Raw genomic sequence first — 20,847 nt, forward strand, 5'->3', positions numbered from 1 at the left:
CAATTTTGCGTGTTTTATTTTAAAATGTAGTTTACTTTAATTTATATTTTCAAAAAAAGCACCTCAGCTCAGACTGAGGTACTTTTTTAATAAGTTATTTTTTCTGATCATCTTCATCCATTTTCAGAACCGCCATAAAGGCTTCTTGAGGAACTTCCACGGACCCAATTTGTTTCATCCGTTTCTTCCCTTCTTTTTGTTTCTCTAACAATTTACGTTTACGAGAAACATCGCCACCATAGCATTTAGCCAGTACGTTTTTGCGTAAGGCTTTAATATCTGAACGAGCCACAATTTTTTGACCTATCGCCGCTTGAACTGGGACTTCAAACTGTTGACGTGGAATTAGTTTTTTCAGTTTCTCAACAATCGCTTTCCCACGCTCAAATGCGAAATCTCGGTGAACAATAAAGCTTAACGCATCCACTTTTTCAGCATTTAATAGAATATCCATTTTCACTAGACGGCTGGTGCGATAGCCAGCCATTTCGTAATCTAAGGATGCATAGCCTTTTGTACTTGATTTCAATTTATCGAAAAAGTCAAACACGATTTCAGATAACGGAATTTCATAAACTACGTTTACACGATAATCGTCTAAGTAATCCATTGTAATGAATTCGCCACGTTTACGTTGTGATAATTCCATTACTGCTCCTACATAATCGTTTGGCACCATGATTTGCGCTTTAACATAAGGTTCTTCCACAGATTCAATCGTTACTGGTTCTGGAAATTCAGCTGGGTTGTCAACAACAACGGTTGTTCCGTCAGTTTTATTAACGTGATAGATTACAGACGGTGCTGTTGTAATTAACTCTAAATTAAATTCTCGTTCCAAACGTTCCTGAACAACATCCATGTGCAGCAAACCTAAGAAACCACAACGGAAACCAAACCCTAAAGCTTGCGATGTTTCCGGTTCAAATTGTAACGCCGCATCATTTAATTGTAATTTTTCTAATGCTTCCCGTAAATCGTTGTAGCGCGACGTATCAATTGGATATAAACCACAATAAACCATTGGATTCATTTTGCGGTAGCCTGGTAGTGCTTCTGCTGCTGGATTGTCGGTCAAAGTCACTGTATCCCCGACCCGTGTATCTTGAACCGTTTTAATGCTAGCGGTGATATAACCCACATCACCAACCATTAAATAATCACGAGCAATTGGTTTCGGTGAAAAAACGCCGACTTCTGTTACATCAAACGTTTTACCGTTACTCATCATTTGGATTTTATCCCCAGGACGAACGACACCGTCAATTACACGGATGTTTAAAACGACCCCCCGATAACTATCGTAAATAGAGTCAAAAATCAAAGCCTTTAAAGGAGCCTCAATATCGCCTGATGGAGCTGGTACATACTCCACCACTTGTTCTAAAATATCTTCAATCCCAATCCCTGCTTTTGCACTTGCTAAAACAGCTTCCGATGCATCAATTCCAATTACGTCTTCAATCTCTGTCCGAACACGCTCTGGATCAGCGGCGGGTAAATCAATTTTATTAATAACAGGTAAAATTTCTAAGTCATTATCCAATGCCAAATAGACATTTGCTAGCGTTTGCGCTTCAATTCCTTGCGCTGCATCAACAACTAGAACAGCCCCTTCACAAGCTGCCAAGCTACGAGAGACTTCATAGGTGAAATCGACGTGTCCTGGTGTGTCAATCAAATGGAAAGTATAGGTTTCACCATCTTTGGCTGTATAGTTTAATTCAATTGCGTTTAATTTGATGGTAATGCCGCGTTCTCTCTCTAAATCCATTGAATCAAGTAATTGATCTTGCATTTCTCGACTGCTAACTGTATTTGTTTTTTCCAAAATCCGGTCGGCTAAAGTTGACTTCCCATGGTCAATGTGGGCAATAATCGAGAAATTACGAATTTTCTCTTGTCTTGCTTTCATTTCTTTATTGTTCATTTTTTGCCTCATTTCTTTTAAGAAAAGCTAGCTCCCTGCTAGCTTCATCAATCAATTGTTATATTTTAGTTGCCTTTTTTATCAAATTATCATGTTTAAAGGTCTAGGATAATCAGCACTTTTCATTATACCAATTTTTGAAGAAGATTTAAAGCACTTCCCTTTTATTCTTTTGGTTTCGAAAGGCTAACAGAGTTTCGAAAAATTTGGTATACTAAAAATAGTAAATTTATTGGAGATGGAAAAATGGATGAACAAGAATTTCGAAAGCAACTGACCTTAAAGCCTGTTGAGGAAGAACACATTGATCAATTTAATGAACTTCTTTCCTATGTTTTTCAAGTGACTGAAGCAGATATTGAAGAAAGTGGTTTTGAAAACAAACGCGCATTTATCAAATCAAAACAACCGATTTTAGAACTTTCAAAAGTATTTGGCTGGTTTCACGAAAATCAATTAATTTCACAAATTGCTATCTATCCATGCGAAGTCAATATCCATGGTGCTTTGTATAAAATGGGCGGCGTTACTGGTGTCGGTACCTATCCTGAATATGCCAACCACGGTTTAATGAAAGACTTGATTCAAACGGCATTAGAAGAAATGCGCCAAGATAAACAGTGGATTTCTTATCTTTTCCCTTACAACATTCCTTATTACCGACGTAAAGGTTGGGAAATCATGTCCGACAAGTTATCTTTTAAAATTCGGGATACGCAATTACCAAAAACCGTTCCTGTTCCAGGAATGATTGAACGGTTAGCTGTCGATCACCCAGATGTCTTTGATGTCTATGCGCGATTCGCTCGTCAAAATCACGGCGCGCTCATTCGTAGTGCCTTCAACTGGGAAGAATATTGGCGTTTCGAAAACGAGGAAGAACGGACTGCTGCTGTCTATTATGGTGCCAATCAAGAACCTTTAGGAGTACTTTTCTATTGGGTGGCTGATGAAGTATTTCATATTAAGGAAATGTTTTACTTGAACCAAGAAGCCCGAAATGGCTTGTGGAATTTTATTACTGCGCATTTTTCGATGGTTTATTGGGTCAAGGGCGATATCTATAAAAACGAACCACTAGCCTTTCTTTTAGAAGACAGCCAAATTAAAGAAAGCATTGAACCCTATTATATGGCTCGAATTGTTGATGTCAAAGCCTTTTTAGAAAACTTTCCTTTTGAAAGTACAGCTAAGCCATTCCATTTTGTCGTTAAAGATCCTGTCGCTGAGTGGAATAATGGTATTTTTGGCTTAATTTGGGATGAAAATGATCAAGTGACCATTACGGATGAACCTCTAGGCACCGCCGTTCACTTAGATATTCAAACACTAACTTGTTTAGTCATGAATTACCGACGCCCTTCGTACTTACATCGAATTGAACGTATTGATACAGATAAAGAAACTTTAAATTCTTTGGAACGGATTTTTCCTGACCAAGAAGCTTATTTCAGTGATTATTTCTAAACCCTTGGATTGGAGACAGACAAATGACAAAAATTTATTTTGCAGGACCTTTATTTTCGCAAGCTGACTTACGTTATAATGCCTATTTAGTCGAACAAATTCGACAATTGGATAAAACAATCGATCTTTATTTACCACAAGAAAATGCGGCGATTAACGACAAATCTGCTTATGCCGATAGTAAAATGATTGCCTTAGCAGATACAGAAAACGTCCTTGCTAGCGATTTATTGGTTGCTTTATTAGACGGTCCAACCATTGATGCGGGCGTAGCTTCCGAAATTGGTGTTGCTTATGCCAAAGGAATCCCGGTGGTTGCCCTTTACACAGACAGCCGCCAACAAGGTGCTGATAATCACCAAAAGCTTGATGCTTTGAACGAAGTCGCTGAAAATCAATTCCATTATTTAAACCTTTATACAGTTGGTTTGATTAAATTGAATGGTCGGGTTGTTTCTTCAGAAGAGGATTTGTTGGAAGAAATTAAGCAACGATTGTCATAATAAAAAAAGAACGAGCGAATTCGCTCGTTCTTTTTTTATACTTCTTCTATTGGTTCATTTTCAAAAACTAATTGATTGTCTAATAGACTAATCGTGACTTTTGTTTTTGGCATTACTCGACCAGAAACAATTTCTTTTGCTAATGGTGTTTCGACTTCACGAGTAATGAAACGTTTTAACGGACGAGCTCCATAAGCTGGCTCATACCCATTTTCAGCAATCCATGTTTTAGCTTCATCAGTGATTTCCAACACAATTTCTTGTTGCTCTAAACGATGAGCAAGTTGTGCGGTCATTTTACCAATGATTCCTTTCACATTATCCAAGCTCAATGGTGTAAATAAAATAGTATCATCAATTCTGTTTAAGAACTCTGGTTTAAAGTGTCCTTTTAGAATATTCATGACTTGATTTTCAACTTCTTCTGGAATTGTTCCTTCAGGTGTCACACCTTCCAATAAAAGCTGAGAGCCGATGTTACTTGTCATAATTAAAACTGTATTTTTAAAATCAACGACCCGACCTTTAGAATCTGTCAAACGACCATCATCTAAAACTTGTAATAAGATATTAAAGACATCTGGGTGCGCTTTTTCAATTTCGTCTAATAAGACAATTGTATAAGGGTTTCGACGAACAGCTTCTGTTAACTGGCCACCTTCTTCATAACCAATATAGCCTGGAGGGGCACCAACCAAACGAGACACGGCATGTTTTTCCATGTATTCACTCATGTCAATCCGTACCATATGATCTTCAGAATCAAACAAATCTTCAGCTAAAGCTTTAGCAAGTTCTGTTTTACCAACACCAGTTGGTCCTAGGAAAAGGAACGAACCAAGTGGGCGATTTGGATCTTGTAAGCCTGCTCTTGAACGAATTACCGCATCACTAACAGCATCGACGGCTTCATCTTGACCAATCACACGTTTGTGTAATGTTTCATTCAGTTTCATTAATTTTTCTCGTTCGCCTTCAACTAATTTTGTCACAGGAATGCCAGTTAAACGACCGACCACTTGCGCAATTTCGTTTTCAGTAACCGATTCTTGTACCATTTTGACGATATCTTTAGCGTTCTTTTCTTCCAATTCTTTCAATTCATGTTCTAATTGCGGAATTGTTCCATGACGCAAAACAGCAGCTCGTTCTAAATCATAATTATTTTCAGCATCTTCTAATTCGTGTTTTGCTTTATCAATCTCTGCACGTTTGTTGGAAACCGCATTAACTTCTTCTTTTTCCGTTTCCCATTGCATTTTCATTGAGTTGGCTTCTTCACGCAAATCTGCTAATTCTTCTTGCAAGTTGGCTAACCGTTTTTTACTTGCATCATCTGATTCTTTTTTCAAGGCCGCTTCTTCAATTTCTAGTTGCATTAACCGACGTGTTACTTGATCGAGCTCTGTTGGCATCGAATTCATTTCCACTCGAATCGTTGCGCTTGCTTCATCGACTAAGTCAATCGCTTTATCTGGTAAGAAACGATCAGTAATATAGCGATCGGATAAAGTAGCGGCAGCAACTAAAGCATTGTCATGAATATTCACGCCGTGGTGAATTTCAAATCGTTCTTTTAAGCCACGCAAAATAGAAATTGTATCTTCTACTGTTGGTTCTTTGACTAATACTTTTTGGAAACGACGTTCTAAGGCTTTATCTTTTTCCATATATTGGCGATATTCATCAAGCGTTGTGGCACCGATTAAATGCAATTCACCACGTGCTAGCATCGGTTTTAATAAATTCCCAGCGTCCATACTGCCTTCAGTTTTACCAGCTCCGACGATATTATGAATTTCATCAATGAATAAAATGATTTTGCCATCACTTTTTTTCACTTCTTTTAAAACAGCTTTTAACCGTTCTTCAAATTCGCCACGGAATTTTGCTCCCGCAATTAAGGCACCCATATCTAAAGAAAAAATGGTTTTATCTTTTAAGTTTTCGGGAACATCTTTACGAACGATTCGTTGTGCTAATCCTTCAACAATCGCTGTTTTACCAACACCTGGTTCACCAATTAAGACTGGATTATTTTTAGTTTTTCTTGATAAAATCCGAATAACGTCACGAATTTCTTCGTCACGACCAATGATTGGATCTTGTTTTCCTACTTTTACTTGTTGTACTAAGTCAACACCGTATTTTTCTAGTGCTTTATATTGTTCTTCCTGGTTTTGAGAAGTCACACGATCTCCTCCTCTCATCTCTTCAATATTTTTTCTTAACTCTTTTTCCGTAATGCCTTGTTGCATTAAATATTTTGTTAAACGATAATTTTTCAATTTCATTAAAGCTAAAAGTACAATTTCGGTTGATAAAAATTCATCTTGGAATTCTTCTCGAAGTGAATCAGCTTCTTGCAATAAATGGAACAAATTTTGACTTAAATTTTGACCATATTGTACATTACCGCCTGCCACACTTGGATATTCATCTAACGCGTTATCTACTTCTCGTTCAAATGCGTCAACATCTAAACCAGCATCTGTGTAAAAATTACGTCCAAAATGGTTTGGTTGAAGAAAAATTTTCCATAAATGTGCGATATCAATTTCTTGATGTTGCCGTGTCACCGCAACTTTTTGAGCTTCAGCAATCGCCTCTTGAAGCGTGGTTGTCATTTTTTCAATATTCATAAACGATCCCTCCCGTTTATTATTTTGTCTTTTTTATTTTAACATTCTTTACAATTATTATTATCCGACTTTTGATGGATTTCTTCAAAAGTTAAGGTATTCGTAAACCTTATAAATTTATTATACCCCATTGGTCAGTAAAGGTCAATAAATAAATTGACCTTTTTTGACCTTTTTGATAAAAAAAACCTAAAACAACTAAATATCACTGTTTTAGGGCTTTTTTCGCAATCACAACTAGTTTGACCAACTCTTTATTGCTTTGATTTATTAAAAATAAAGTTTTAACGTAAGATACTTTTTATCGGCATTGCTAACCAAAATAGCCAAACTGGTTATCGCTAAAAATAATTCGTACTCATAACCACTAAAACCACTTGCCAAACCAAAAGAAAAAATAGCTCCGACTAAAACTGCTATAAATCCTACTGATACCAAAGGAATTAAAAAGCCAATAATCATAAATAATCCACCAATTAATTCAATTGCTGCTACACCATAAACAAAAAGACTTGGCAAACCAATACTAGCAAAAAACGCTAAAGTATCTTCCAATGACGTTACTTTCATCACTCCATGAATTAGCATCGTCACCCCTAGCCAAATTCTAATCACTTGAATGCCTCGCTGTTGTTTATCCATACTTCTCCTCCTTTGTTTGCATTAAATAGTTAATGTAACTATTTAAGTTACATTATAAAGGATAAATCGAAAAAAGTATAGAAAAAAACAAACGTATTTAACAATACGTTTGTTTTTTAATGTTACTGTAAAACTTATATTTTTTCTTCGGAAACATTTTTTCTTAATACAATTAACTTTCCTTTCAAGTGAAACATACTAAGATTAGACTACATCGTCCAATGACCAGGTTACTGTAGATTGATATACTTTTGATATTTCTCCTACATTTGCAGGCACAGTTAATTTTATCTCTTCAAAAGGAAAATATAGTTGCCAAGTTCCACTTCCTTGCGTTCCAGTTGCTGTTATTATTGATTGGGCTGTTGCACCCGATCGAAAAGCTTGAGAACCTAACGTCGGTCCATTGGTAAAACTATTAGTTACTGATTCCACAGCTGTATTAGCATATTGAACTTTTTGAAGTTGAGTGTTCGCAAAGTTCAAGGTAATCCCTTCTCCTTGTGGTAAAGATGTACCAGTACTATCTTTAAATTCAGATAAACTAACGTTTAATTTCCAACCTGTGCTGATTGGTCGATTATCTTCTAGACGTAACTTAAAACCAGCTTGTTGTAATTCGGGACTTCCTACATAGTTTGCTGAATTTAATCCGTAATTTTTTGCCATTGGCGAAATAGTTTGTTTGCCAAAATCAAACGTACTTGGTGTCCCCATCAATACGGGTCGTTGCCCACTCCATTTCGCATATAACGTTACAGTCCCATTGTTAGTAGCAGTTAATGTCGAAATTATTTGTTTATCCGTATATACAACTGCACTTGTCCGTGTCTTCGACCACCCAAGGAACGTATTACTCTCTTTTGTAAAGGTGTTGGCTGGTAATGGTTTGCCTGTTCCATAAATAAAGCTAGCGTTAGGCATGGTACCCGTTCCCCCATTCGCATCAAACTTTACGGTATACGCATTCCCCTTCCAAACAGCATAATAGGTCTTAGCTGAGGCATAATTAACAAGAGGATTTGTTGTAATATTTGGGGTTGCGGCGTTGGCTGTTGCAGCCCAACCTTGGAAAGTGTAACCCGTCCTTGTTGGCTTCGCAACAGTACTTAAATTAATCACTGTACCAAAAGTATATGCTTTAGCTGCTGTACCACCCGAGCCCCCATTGGCATTAAAAGTCACATTCACTGAGATAGGTTTCCAAATAGCTTTCAGTGTTATTTTTGTAGTAGTTGAAGTAGACGTAAAGCTGATCGTTGCACCAGGTTGATATTTTTTGGTTGTCGTTGCAACATCTTGCCATTCTACAAAAGTATAACCACTAAGCGTTGGTTTTGTTGTTGGAATGACAATTTTTCCTGCATCATTCACATCTAACTGAATCGTTTGCGGAGAAGGTAGACCTTTCACACCACTTCCTGGCACGATAACGTTTGGTAAATTTTGTTCATATGCTACTTGAGCAAACTCCGTACTAAAGGTAATTTTGTTACTGACTGCCGTTAAAGTTGCTCCCGCTTTGGCTTCTTTGGCAGAATATTGAAATTGGTTAATCGCTTTTTGATTTTCCGCTTCCGGCACTAAAAAGTTCATAATCGCATCTAATGTCTCACCTGGTTTGATTGTAGTGGCTCCAAAATCGACATAGATTGCTGTGATTAAAGCAGAGTTAGCGGGTTTGGTTGTTGTGAAACCTAAACTAGTTAATTTAGTGGCATTCCATGCTTGTAAATCATTGTTAGTATAACTAGGTAATTGTGAGACAGGCTTAGTTGTATAGTAAATTTTGGCTGTTCCACTATTATTGGTCAAATTTGTAAAACCGATACTTCCTGTCGAACCACGACCATCACTAGCAGAAGGTAATATGTTATATAATCGAACGCTTGTGAAATTGGTATTTCCTGAATTTTTAATCACTGTTTGCATTTGCGGTGTTCCTTTACTTTCCACCGCAAAAATATTACTACTAGACCAAGATTGCGTTGCTGATCCACGAGCGTTTGTTGCGCTATCTAACTTAGAAGAATCTACGACAGAGAAGCTGGTGTTAGTAGTAGATGACTTCATTGCGTAGCTATTTTCATTCGTGTTGTCTAAACCGATTTTCTTAGCCTCTGTAGCATCTAATTGAGCAGGCACACCAGTAAAGAAATCAGCTGACTTAGGACTACTATATGCGATATAAGGAATCTGATAATTCCCAGAAGTGGCTGAATTATCAACTACAAATTCTAAAGGAATTCTGAATATACTACTCTCTCTTGCTACTTTAGATTTATAAGCCGTGCTGGATGTCTTAAAACGATAATAATTGTAAGTTGTATCATTTATAGGTAACGTTTCAACAGTCACCGAAGCTGGATAGGTAACTTGATTACTATCATCAATAAAATCTTTTTTCGTAGTAGCTTTTAATCGTAACTGTTTGGGCACTTTAATTGTAATAATGGGATTCTCCCAATCCCCCCAAGAAGAGTTTCCATAGTAGCTATTATTTCTCCCGATTATTTCATAGTTAATCGTGTCTCCTGGTAGTTTGTTTTGACTATTAACACTGGTGAAGCTAGCACTAGCATGTAATGCTACTCCTTTATTATAATATACTACATTATTGCTTAATTTAAGCTCTGTAGGAGTGCCAGTTGCATCTTTGTACTGCATGGTGGCTCCAAAAGTGATTGGATTCGACTTCTTAGAAAGCGCGGTTCCATCTGGCCACTTTCCAGTAGGCCAACTTTTGATCTGATATCTAAATCCCATCCCATTACCTGGAGGTAGCGAATTGGCGGTTTTGCCATCGGTTCCCATGGGAATAATATTAATGGTGGCAATATACTCATTGGCCGCTAAAGTCGGCAAAGCTGGACCAAAATTGCCAGTCTTAGCTGGTGTAGCACTCCAAACAGAGCGACTCGTTCCAGTTACAGCATTTTTTATCTGAAACCAAGGTCGGTAATAGGCTGGTGCGTTCACTCCATCAGTAAGACCATAAATATATAGATTAGCAAAGTTTCCTTTAGCTGATCCTGCAGTTAATTCTTGTAATTTGTATGTTACCCCTTCAATTGCTTTAGCTCCAGTATTCTTAATAGTAGAAGATCGACCAAATGTATCGATACCAAAAGCGTAAAAATTTCCAGCTTTCGCTAAATCGTTTAAGTTATTAACTGTGCTAGTAGATCCCAAAACACTATGATGATATCCTGTTCCTGACAATTGAAAATCTGGTCTAGAACGCTTTATATAACTTTTCTTAGTTGTGAGAGTATTTATTTTTCCATTCATAAATTTTACCTTCATTCCAAAATTTATGGAAAAAGCACTTCCTTCTGCATAAATTTTATTCAAAGTAACTCTTGTATCGCGATAGTATAAATCAACAAGCGTTGCTGGGTTTTCTAAAACGTTTGGAGAGAGAGTTACTAATTTCTGATAGTACCTAGTGTAACCAACTGGCACACTAGGGTCTTGTACATTTGTGAGCCCTGTTTTTAATAATCGATTGGCTAAAGTTCCCTTTAATGTAGCTCCCGTTGGAATTTCAACATACACTTGATGATCATAATTAGGATCTAAATTCGCTCTAGCTAAATAATTAAACTGATAACCATTTGACATAAAAATATCACCGTCAAAATAACTGTTGTTACTAGGAACCCCATAGACAGAACTTACTACTGAAGCGGCAGAACCCACATTAGTTTTTACGATTTTATTCGCCGCTGAACTTGCGATTTGTGTACCTATATTATCAAATACCTTCGCTTGGAGATTATTCCATACAATTTGTTCAGGTGGAATTTTGGCATTATAGACATTATTAAATTTAAAACGTAAATTAATCGTCTCTAATGTTGTCTTGGTTTGTTTCAAACGAATAATCAACTTTTTATTGGTCGTGTCATTTACATACGACGCCACAATTGAATTAGCGCTAGGCGTACTAGGGGTTACCAACGAAAAAATGGGTGCTGTATTATCAAAGTTTTTAAAAACGGGGTCGCTTTTACTTGGATAAAAGCCATAAGGAAGCTCAATCGAAGTACCAATGAGTCCCGCTTGACTGATGGAAACTGGCATAGAAATCGTTAAGTAATCTGGTGCTGTTCCTGTCGTAGAGTCGGTATACGTGCGATAAGTGGCAGGAGCAGTCAAACCGACCGTAATCCCATTCGCTTTGGCGTCAATGTTTTTAGACTTATCGTCGGGGTTGCTTTTTTTATTTTCCTTCGTTTGCTTCTGCTCACTATGCTCCTGTGGCTTTTGAGGCTCTGGTATTGGTTCTTTAGCAACCGTCACTTCTAAATTATTAGCCAATTCTTTTTGATTTTTGTCTTTGACTGACAAGCTGAAAGTTCCTGCTTTTGTTGTCGTTAACAGCAAGTAGCTCTCCCCCAACTGAGCTAAGTCTCTTAAAACCAAGCTGTGTTGTTCTTGATTATAGGAACTATGCTCCTTCAATTGTTGATTTTTTTGGGGATTATATTGAATTTCCTGAGGTAATTGTATTTCCGCCCAGGTTACATTGCTAGTTATTTTTACATAAAAATCCGAGCCTGCACTCACTTGCCGTTCTGGTTCTTGTTGCGTCCAAGTAAAAGAAACAGTTTCTACTTTTTTCGTTGCTTCAGTAGCTTGTGTTTTTTCAGATGAAGAATCTGTTGTTTCTGTCGTTTTTTTTGGTGGCTCTGATAGCTTAGGTAATGACTCTTCAACAATTTGTTGCATTTCACTCGTTACTGTTGTCGGCTTAGACCCCTCAGCTAAGCCATTAATTGGTAAAATCATCGTGCCTAATAATATAACTATGACACAAATAAGAGAAATCATTTTCTTATTCATAACCAACACCTTCTTTTCCTTTTTATTCCTTTATTTTGTTCTACTCTTTCTAAAATAAAAATAAACGCTAATTGTAACAAGACACAATGCGCTAAGACCTATTAACAAAAACGGTTGCCTTTTTGCTGAAGCTGTACTAGCCGACCATTGTTTTATTTGCGTTTGTGTGAGCATAAAATCTTTTCGCCACTGCCATTCTTGATTACCAACACTTACTTGGCTGTGAACAGTATAAGTTCCCGCTGGCAGGACAACTTCATTCAAAGGTAGATCCATAGCTAATAATGAATTAGGTGCCACTGACACATCTGCTTGTACTTTTTTTAGTAACTCTTTTGGCTGACCTTTTTTGGTTAACCAGTTGGTAATTGTCGCTCCTTTCATAACTTTTGGTTGTCGATTTTGGAATGTTGCTTGAACAACAGGTAGGCCACCGCTGATCGTTGTATCAACTTTTTTTAGTTTCAATTCTGCTCCTTCATCAAATGGCTGTTTATCTTCTGTCAGCATGATTGAAATAGTATAAGCATAGGTTGATGTAAATTGATTAGTTGTTAATGATTCATCCTCTAGTTGTTTGACAAATCGTAATGCACCTAATTTAACTCCCAAAAATGGCTCTTTAGGAGTTCTAATTTCATAATTTACTATTTTTTCTTCAAAGTTTTTTACAGTGACCGTAGCTTCCTTATTTTGCAAATGAACAATTTGTGTGATGGAATTCGTCAAACTAGAATCTAGTTTGGGGCTCGTCTGCGTATAATCAATCTGTCCATCCGTTCCGTTCACTGCATCATGAATACTTAAAGCGACAGTTACGGACTCTTTTTGCAAACTTCTGATTTTCACTTGAACAATCTGCTGACTACTTGGCTGAACACCTAAATAAAAATAAGTTTGATTCTTATCTAGCTGATTATCTGGTATCACACTTTCAACCGTGAAACCCGCTAGCGGCTTTGACTCAGGTTGTTGAGCTAAAGTAACTTCGAAATGTAAGAAGATTAGATAATAAATAATTATAAAACAGAGATAGCTAAATACTTTCATTCCATCCCCTATAGACTTATTTAGGGCTTGTGACAAATTCATTTCAACCACCTTTTTCTCCCTTCCTTTAATAATTATCGTTAATGAATTCAGTATAGCTGAAGATACAAAAAAAATAATTTTAAATTTTTAAACCAATTAATTGAAAAATAACTTTTTCTTCCCCTATAAAGGTTTAATAGTGCTTTTTGCCTATGAAAATGCTTAAATTTCATTATTTTATGAAAATAACTCCTTTAAAATTCAAAGTACAACTAGTAAAATAGCAAACAAACATCAAAAGGTAAGTGAATGTCACTTACCTTTTGATGTTTGTTTGCTAAAATTTAATGATTTTTTTACTATTTTCTACTGAATAATTTTCAATTATTTTTCTGAAAATAACTAAGAGAAAAGCGAGAAGAATCATCCTTCTTCTCGCTTTCTTGTTATCCTAAACCAACACGTTCAAAAATCGTGTCAACATTTTTTAAATGATAATGGTAATCAAAGGCATCATCTAGCTCTTCTTTTGATAAGACAGAAGTAATTTTTTCATCCGCATCTAGCAACGGACGGAACGCCGTTTGATGATCCCATGCGTAAGCTGTTTTTGGTTGGACCAGATCATACGCTTCTTCACGTGTCATGCCATGGTCAATCAATTTTAATAAGACACGTTGGCTATAAATTAGTCCATAGGTCGCATCCATGTTACGCTTCATATTTTCTGGGAAGACCGTTAAGTTTTTGACAATATTACCAAAACGATTCAACATGTAATTTAGTAAAATCGTCGTATCGGGAATAATAATCCGTTCAGCAGACGAGTGAGAAATATCTCGTTCATGCCATAAACTCACATTTTCAAAGGCAGTAATGACATGACCACGAATCACACGTGCCAAACCAGTCATATTTTCAGAACCAATTGGATTCCGTTTATGCGGCATTGCCGAAGATCCTTTTTGTCCTTTTGCAAAAAATTCTTCTACTTCACGTGTTTCTGATTTTTGTAGACCACGAATTTCTGTTGCAAATTTTTCAATACTTGTCGCAATTAATGCCATGGCAGAAACATACTCTGCATGTAAATCACGTGGTAAAACTTGTGTCGAAATCTCTTGAGCACGGATTCCCAAATGTTCGCAAACATATTCTTCAACAAATGGTGAAATATTGGCAAAGGTACCTACGGCTCCACTGATTTTACCCGCTTCGACACCTTTGGCTGCATGTTCAAAACGTTCAATGTTGCGTTTCATTTCAGAATACCACAACGCTAATTTCAAACCAAATGTAGTCGGTTCTGCATGAACACCATGCGTTCTTCCCATCATGACCGTATGTTTATACTCTTTGGCTTTGGCTCCGACAATCTCCGTAAATGTTTGTAAATCTTTCCGTAAAATATCATTCGCCTGTTTCAATAGATAACCATAGGCAGTATCCACAACATCTGTGCTGGTTAACCCATAGTGCACCCATTTTCGCTCTTCACCAAGCGTTTCTGAAACGGCACGAGTAAAAGCGACAACATCATGACGTGTTTCTGCTTCAATTTCTAAAATACGTGCAACATCAAATGATGCATTTTCTCGGATTTTTTGTACATCTTCTTTAGGAATCTCGCCAAGTTCTGCCCAAGCTTCATCCGCCAAAATTTCAACTTCTAGCCATGCCTTGTAGCGGTTCTCATCTGTCCAAATTGCGCCCATTTCGGGTCTTGTATAACGATCAATCATTGTGCCTTATCCCCTCTTTACTCCTCAATTTTTGAAAAATAATTACGACCAAATCTTTGTTTCTTTAATTTCTTCCAGTGTTTCATCGATTTCTTTGGTTAATATAGTAATATGCCCCATCGCTCGTTGCGCTTTTGCTTCACTGTGGCCATAATAGTGGAAATGCCAATCTGGATGTTCATTAATAATGTCCATCGTTTCATAGGCCTCATTTCCAAGCACATTGACCGTGACTGCTTCAGACAACAGTTGAATCGTTGGCATTGGCCAATTACATAAACCACGAATATGCGTATCATATTGGCTAAAAGAACAAGCATCTATAGAAAAATTCCCAGCATCTTCTGGACGAGGTAAAATTTTATTTACATAAATCCCGCCTGTTTCTGTATAAAACATTTCAATTGAAAGGGTACCGACTAAACCAACAGCTTTAGCAATCACCTTAGCAATTCGTTGCAACTCGCCACTGACTTCGTCATCAATTCGGGCTGGCGCAATCGTTTCATGTAACTTACGCTCTTTTTTAATTGTTTCCACAACTGGAAATGTCGCAAATTCGCCACGACCATTACCAGAAATCAGAACAGATAATTCTTTTTCGTAAGGAATCCAAGCTTCCAAGACACAGGTTCCTTCTCTCAGAAGATTCATGGATGGCGCTAAGTCTGAAGTACTATGTAGTACATAACGACCTTCCCCTCGCGTATTCTTCAAGATACACGGATAACCAATGCCATCAATTGCTTCTTGAATATCAGTCGGACTAACAATCGTTGCATAAGGTGCAATCACAATATTATTATCTTCCAAGAAACTTTTTTCCATTAAGCGATCTTGCGTAATCGCTAAAATGTCTGTTCCTTGCGGTATATTCGCCAAATGTTGAATCGCTGTTAACGCATCAACATCTGCATGTTCAAATTCATACGTAATCACTTGGGCACGTTTTGCCAATTTCTCTAACGCTTCAGGATCATTATATGCTCCTAATAATTGCCAATCGGCAACTTGTGCAGCAGGACAATCAATTTGTGGATCTAGCACACCCACTCGAAACCCCATTTCTCTTGCACTAAGGGCCATCATTTTTGCTAAATGTCCGCCACCAATGATACCAATCACTTGACCAGGTAATAGTGGTTTATCCAAGTTCATCACAACTTTCCATCACAGTTTTATCCTTAAAATCCTTCTGCGGTTTCTCGTCGCAGTCTAGCCTTTAAGAGTGCTCTTTTTACATGATACAAGGAAAAAGGCTCAACTTCAAGTGCCAGCAGTGTTTCCATTAGGTTTTCTCATCAGAATTTATTAACATACTTTAGGATAAAACAGCGGTAACTTACTACTCGTCTCTTTGTAACCAAGCTTTTTTCTCTTTTTCTCTTCAGATTGATGAAAACATTAAATTTTTCTAAACGATGATTAGGTCAAAAAAGTATGAAAGAAAAGCCACCTGACCTTATCTATCATACTTTTTTGAAACTATTCGTTACTTTCTGAGGTTTCTTTTAAACCATTGAATAAAAGATTTAAAATAATTGCGGTAATGCTGCTCATGACAATTCCATTACCAGTAAACATGCTAACAGTTTCTGGTACTTTATTAAAGAGCGTCGGCATAATATTAAAGCCTAAACCAAAGCCAATCGAGATGGCAATAATTAATAAATTTTTGTCATTTGAGTAGTCAACTTTTGACAACATGCGCATTCCTTGGACAGCCACCATTCCAAACATAACCAGCATTCCGCCGCCTAAAACTGGCTCTGGGATAATTTGAGCCATCGCACCAATTTTTGGTAATAAGCCTAAAATAATTAAGAAAAAAGCAGAAAAATAAATTGGTCGACGTGTTTTGATCCCAGATAATTGAACTAACCCGACATTTTGAGAGAAACCTGTATAAGGAAACGTATTAAAAATCCCCCCTAAAATGACGGCTAAACCTTCTGCATGATACCCACGACGTAAATCATCTTCGCCAATTTTCTTCCCTGTAATGTCTCCTAAGGCAAAATAAACACCTGTTGATTCAACCATACTAACAATTGAAATAATAATCATCAACACAATAGAAGAAAGATCAAACGTTGGTTTGCCAAAATAAAATGGCTGTGGAAAATGAAACCACGTAGATTGACCAACAGGAGATAAATCCACTAATCCCAGAAACGCAGCTAAAATTGTGCCACCGACTAGGCCGATTAACACGGCAATTGACTTGATAAAGCCACGTCCCCAAACTTGCACAACAATGATTAAGGCAATTGTTACAAATGCGAGGAGCAAGTTTTTAGGATCACCAAAACTTTTGTCCGTTGCTAAGCCGCCACCCATTTTTTCAACAGCAACAGGAATTAAGGTCAAACCAATAACTGTAATGACTGTGCCGGTGACTAAAGGCGGAAATAGACGTTTAATTTTTGAGAAAAATCCTGCAATAAGAACGACAAAAATGCCCGAAGCAATAATTGAACCATAAATTGCACCAACCCCTTTGTTCGTACCAATCATGATTAAAGGCGCAACTGCTTGAATGGCACAACCTAAAACGACTGGTAAACCAATCCCAAAAAACTTATTCACCGTTAATTGTAAAAGTGTCGCAACGCCGCACATAAAAATATCGATTGAAATCAAATACGTCATTTGTTGCGAATCAAAATTCAAGCCGGTTCCGATTAATAAAGGTACGGCAACTGCTCCAGCATACATCGCTAATAAATGTTGCAATCCTAAAACGGCGGCTTTCCCATTTGGTGTTTCCGTCTGTTGTGGTGTATTCAATTGTTTTGTTTCCAAGATTATGCATCCTCCTCTAAAAACGTCACCGTTCCTTCACTTAATGAAGCAATACGCGCTAAAGAGACTACATTTAAGCCCATGTCTTCTAATAACTGACGACCATCTTGGAATGATTTTTCAATTACGATACCAATTCCTTCAACCTTTGCACCAGCCTGTTGGCATAATTCTACCAATCCTTTGGCAGCTTGTCCGTTAGCTAAAAAGTCATCAATAATCAACACTTTATCAGCATCAGATAAAAATTTTCTTGAAATTGAAATTTGACTTGTCACTTGTTTTGTAAATGAATAAACTGAAGCCGTTAAAAGCTCTTCATCCATGGTTAAACTTTTTGCCTTACGAGCGAAGATCATTGGCACGCCTAATTTTTGCGCTGCGTATAAGGCAGGAGCGATTCCTGATGCTTCAATTGTAATTACTTTGGTAATGCCTGCTTCTGCGAAAACCTCAGCAAAACGATTACCCATAGCCTCCATTAATTCTGGATCCACTTGGTGCGTAATAAAACTATCTACTTTTAAAACACCTTCACCTAATACACGGCCATCATTTTTAATACGTTCGACTAATTCCTTCACAATATGAACTCCTTTACTTATTTTTCGATAGATGCTTTGTTCTCATCCTGAGGAAAGGACGGTTCGTTAAAAACGAACGAAATAAAACAAAGTGCTATTTATATTCGTGTTCTAACAAAAGAAAAAAGCCCATTTTGCCAAAGCAAAAAAGGGCTATCCGCTCTTCTTCACTTATAGACCAGCATTTACGGTGCTGGGTAGAGACGGTCAACCGTATTTTGACCTTATACAAGCTTCTATGTTTCTCTAGGATAGTACAAAAATCTCTAACTTTCAATGGTTTAACAACTTTTTTTCATTAGAATTTTCAAATAATTGGTTCATTCTTCCATTGTTCCGTAAAAGCGAACATTAAATAGCCAAAAACGCTTTGGCAGGATAGACTGCCAAAGCGTTTTTTATTCTTCATCGGTTGCTTTTTCTTGTTCACGATATTTTTTCATTTTTTTGCTGAATAATTCACCGTTACTAGGGGGCGTATATGTAATAGCATTCGCTCCGGCGATAATGGTTTCATGAATACTCGATTCAGTTGGTCCTCCTGTTGCAATAATCGGTAATTCTGGATACTTGCCACGGAAATAGCGTACGGTGGCTGCAGTGTCTTTTCCTGCACTGATATTAATCATATCCACGCCAGCCGCAAGTTTTTCATCAATTGGCGTATGAATAGAAGTTACTGTACTGATAATAGGAATATCGATTGCTTCATCCACCATTTTAATTGTTTCAATTGGTGTAGGACCATTCAAAACGACACCCATTGAGCCTTGTGCTTCTGCAAATAAACTCATATAAGCAGAACGCATGCCTTGCGTTAAACCGCCGCCGACTCCTGAAAAGACAGGAATATCCGCTGCTTCAATAATGCCTTTTGTAATCGCTGGATGCGGTGTAAAAGGGTATACAGCAATCACTGCCTGTGCATCCGTATTGCGGATAATCGCAATATCTGTCGTAAAAATAATTGATTTTATTTTACGGCCAAAAATTTTAATGCCACTGGCTTGCCGAATAATCTCTGGCATTTTTACAATATCTTGTTTCAGCGGCGTCATAATTTCTGGAATCCACTTTTCGCTCATTGTCATCGTTCCTCCATGCTTAACGGTCGTATTTATTTAAATTGTATTCTTCAATTACATGAATGATCTTATCAGCGTATGTAGGATCCGTTGCGTATCCAGCATCTTGAAGCGCTTGTGCAGCCTCTTTATAATTTTTGGCTAACAAGACTTTTTCATATAAATTTGGATCCCAATCGACCCCATCAACAAATAACTTGGTATGATCTCGCATGGATTCTTCCCAATTGTCATAAACTCGAAAATCACCCTGAATCGTAATCCAGACCTCATTGACATACTCTTTTGTTTCTAAATTGACTTTTGGTTGATTGCCATATGCTTTAATCCCAAAAAGATTGTTATATTTCGATGCTAATTGACTTTGTCCAAAATTAGATTCTAAAACTGCTTGCCCCATAATAATACTTGGTAATACCCCGTAAGATTCTTGTAATTCACGTGCATACGGTGTGATTTCAGCAACAAATTCTTCTTTTGAGATGTTTTCATTTTGGCGATTGACTGACTCGCTTTGTCCCTTATCTGAATCAGAAAGGACAGATAACGAAAAGACAAAGGCCAAACCGACGACAACTACGCCTAAGAATAACTTTGGCAAATTCAGCTGCTTTTTTCTTTTTTTCTGATAGTTGCTCACTTCATTAATTCCCCACTTCATCTTTTATTTTCCGATAAAATGTTTCACTATCTTTCACTTTCGTGATTGATTTCATTTGTTACTATAACCGAATAATTGTATCATTTTCACAGAAAATTATCAACTTTCATCACTGCTTACGCTCGTGATTTCAGTACTTGATTCAGTGGTGGCAGTTGAAGAAACTGTACTACTTTCAGAAATTTTAGTGGATGATTTCACTGTTGTTTCAGTTGATGTGTGAACAGATTCTTCAACTGGCTTTTTGCCAAAAAAGACAAAAATTACCGCACCAAACATAATAATCACAGATAAAATCCCAGCAATTGTGTATTTCAAAAGACCATCCTTCCTATTCGTTATTCACCTACGTAAGTATCCATCAGATTTTCATTGACCCAATCTAATAATTCAACTTTTGAACCTTCCAATTGTCGTTGAATCGTAGCTGGTAACCGGAATGTAATAATATCATCAAAACCCCATTCGCCATAGGCCAGCGTCACTTTCAAATCAATATAACCAGCAGCAATTTCTTGTTCCTGTTTATTATTAGGAATCAATTCTACAACGCCCAAATCAGATTGTAACCATTTTTTGGCAATTGTTGTTTTTAACCGTTTATATTCCGAAACAGCTAGGTTACGTTTTTCCGGAAATAAGATGGTTTGGCGGAGTATTTTTTGAGTCAGCATCCACTCATAATCCGTAAATAAATTCTTAATTTTTTGCATGACTTCATTGTCCAAACCAAATTGGCCTTCTTTCCAAGCTTGCCAATCGGCTGCTTGAATTTGATAAGCGGAGTAAAAATTTTCTTCTGTTTGGTACTGTTCAATAATTGCGTCAACAATAATATCTACATAAACTTGATGCATAATCATTCGCCTCCATTTTCTATTTTACTGAAATTCTCTAAAAAAAGCA

At 37.1% G+C, this 20,847-nt stretch carries 15 protein-coding genes and 1 riboswitch; of the genes, 2 read left to right on the forward strand and 13 right to left on the reverse strand.

All coding sequences use genetic code 11. The annotated features are described in order from the left end of the window. Positions 1–94 precede the first annotated feature (94 nt). The gene (gene lepA / locus IGJ20_RS09295; RefSeq protein WP_430605175.1) at positions 95–1,930 is read right to left on the reverse strand and encodes a translation elongation factor 4; all 1,836 of its coding nucleotides are present in this window, start codon (positions 1,928–1,930) and stop codon (positions 95–97) included. A gap of 246 nt (positions 1,931–2,176) precedes the next feature. Between lepA and IGJ20_RS09300 the strand changes: the two genes are divergently transcribed. Together IGJ20_RS09300 and IGJ20_RS09305 are read left to right on the forward strand one after the other, a co-directional pair. Further along, positions 2,177–3,397, forward strand: a complete 1,221-nt coding sequence (locus IGJ20_RS09300) for a GNAT family N-acetyltransferase (protein WP_002356813.1) — start codon at positions 2,177–2,179, stop codon at positions 3,395–3,397. Between the two features lie 23 nt (positions 3,398–3,420). Beyond that, positions 3,421–3,900, forward strand: a complete 480-nt coding sequence (locus tag IGJ20_RS09305) for a nucleoside 2-deoxyribosyltransferase (RefSeq protein WP_002362157.1) — start codon at positions 3,421–3,423, stop codon at positions 3,898–3,900. 35 nt (positions 3,901–3,935) lie between these two features. On the opposite strand, the gene clpB is transcribed toward IGJ20_RS09305, so the two are convergent. The 12 genes from clpB to IGJ20_RS09365 all read right to left on the reverse strand — a co-directional run bounded on the left by clpB (position 3,936) and on the right by IGJ20_RS09365 (position 20,804). Then, positions 3,936–6,542, reverse strand: a complete 2,607-nt coding sequence (gene clpB / locus IGJ20_RS09310) for an ATP-dependent chaperone ClpB (RefSeq protein ID WP_142425659.1) — start codon at positions 6,540–6,542, stop codon at positions 3,936–3,938. Positions 6,543–6,812: 270 nt separating this feature from the next. Further along, positions 6,813–7,184, reverse strand: coding sequence for a DoxX family protein (locus IGJ20_RS09315; protein ID WP_142425658.1), 372 nt, complete (start codon positions 7,182–7,184; stop codon positions 6,813–6,815). Between the two features lie 204 nt (positions 7,185–7,388). Then, positions 7,389–12,032: a WxL domain-containing protein gene (locus IGJ20_RS09320; RefSeq protein ID WP_142425657.1), complete on the reverse strand. Its 4,644-nt coding sequence runs from the start codon at positions 12,030–12,032 to the stop codon at positions 7,389–7,391. 30 nt (positions 12,033–12,062) lie between these two features. Beyond that, a complete protein-coding gene (locus tag IGJ20_RS09325; protein WP_430605290.1) occupies positions 12,063–13,124 on the reverse strand; it encodes a DUF916 and DUF3324 domain-containing protein in 1,062 nt (353 codons plus the stop codon). A gap of 386 nt (positions 13,125–13,510) precedes the next feature. Then, positions 13,511–14,806: an adenylosuccinate lyase gene (purB, locus tag IGJ20_RS09330; protein ID WP_002356808.1), complete on the reverse strand. Its 1,296-nt coding sequence runs from the start codon at positions 14,804–14,806 to the stop codon at positions 13,511–13,513. A gap of 42 nt (positions 14,807–14,848) precedes the next feature. Then, positions 14,849–15,964: a 5-(carboxyamino)imidazole ribonucleotide synthase gene (gene purK, locus IGJ20_RS09335; RefSeq protein WP_002382795.1), complete on the reverse strand. Its 1,116-nt coding sequence runs from the start codon at positions 15,962–15,964 to the stop codon at positions 14,849–14,851. Positions 15,965–16,291: 327 nt separating this feature from the next. Then, entirely contained in the window at positions 16,292–17,611 is a 1,320-nt protein-coding gene (locus IGJ20_RS09340; RefSeq protein WP_185935491.1) for a nucleobase:cation symporter-2 family protein, read from the reverse strand. A gap of 2 nt (positions 17,612–17,613) precedes the next feature. Beyond that, entirely contained in the window at positions 17,614–18,195 is a 582-nt protein-coding gene (locus tag IGJ20_RS09345; protein WP_002356804.1) for a xanthine phosphoribosyltransferase, read from the reverse strand. Positions 18,196–18,349: 154 nt separating this feature from the next. After that, positions 18,350–18,447, reverse strand: a riboswitch (purine riboswitch). Between the two features lie 146 nt (positions 18,448–18,593). Continuing rightward, a complete protein-coding gene (locus IGJ20_RS09350; RefSeq protein WP_002356802.1) occupies positions 18,594–19,280 on the reverse strand; it encodes a hydrolase in 687 nt (228 codons plus the stop codon). Between the two features lie 19 nt (positions 19,281–19,299). Further along, on the reverse strand, positions 19,300–19,941 hold the full coding sequence (locus IGJ20_RS09355; RefSeq protein ID WP_002366997.1) for a glycoside hydrolase family 73 protein: 642 nt from the start codon (positions 19,939–19,941) through the stop codon (positions 19,300–19,302). Positions 19,942–20,040: 99 nt separating this feature from the next. Beyond that, positions 20,041–20,220 carry a hypothetical protein gene (locus tag IGJ20_RS09360; RefSeq protein WP_002384259.1) on the reverse strand — a complete coding sequence of 60 codons (180 nt, stop codon included), beginning with the start codon at positions 20,218–20,220 and terminating at the stop codon, positions 20,041–20,043. Between the two features lie 59 nt (positions 20,221–20,279). After that, positions 20,280–20,804: a hypothetical protein gene (locus IGJ20_RS09365; protein WP_002382789.1), complete on the reverse strand. Its 525-nt coding sequence runs from the start codon at positions 20,802–20,804 to the stop codon at positions 20,280–20,282. Between the last annotated feature and the right edge of the window lie 43 nt (positions 20,805–20,847).

Source organism: Enterococcus sp. DIV0294, assembly GCF_050558155.1.
Classification (GTDB): Bacteria; Bacillota; Bacilli; order Lactobacillales; family Enterococcaceae; genus Enterococcus; species Enterococcus faecalis.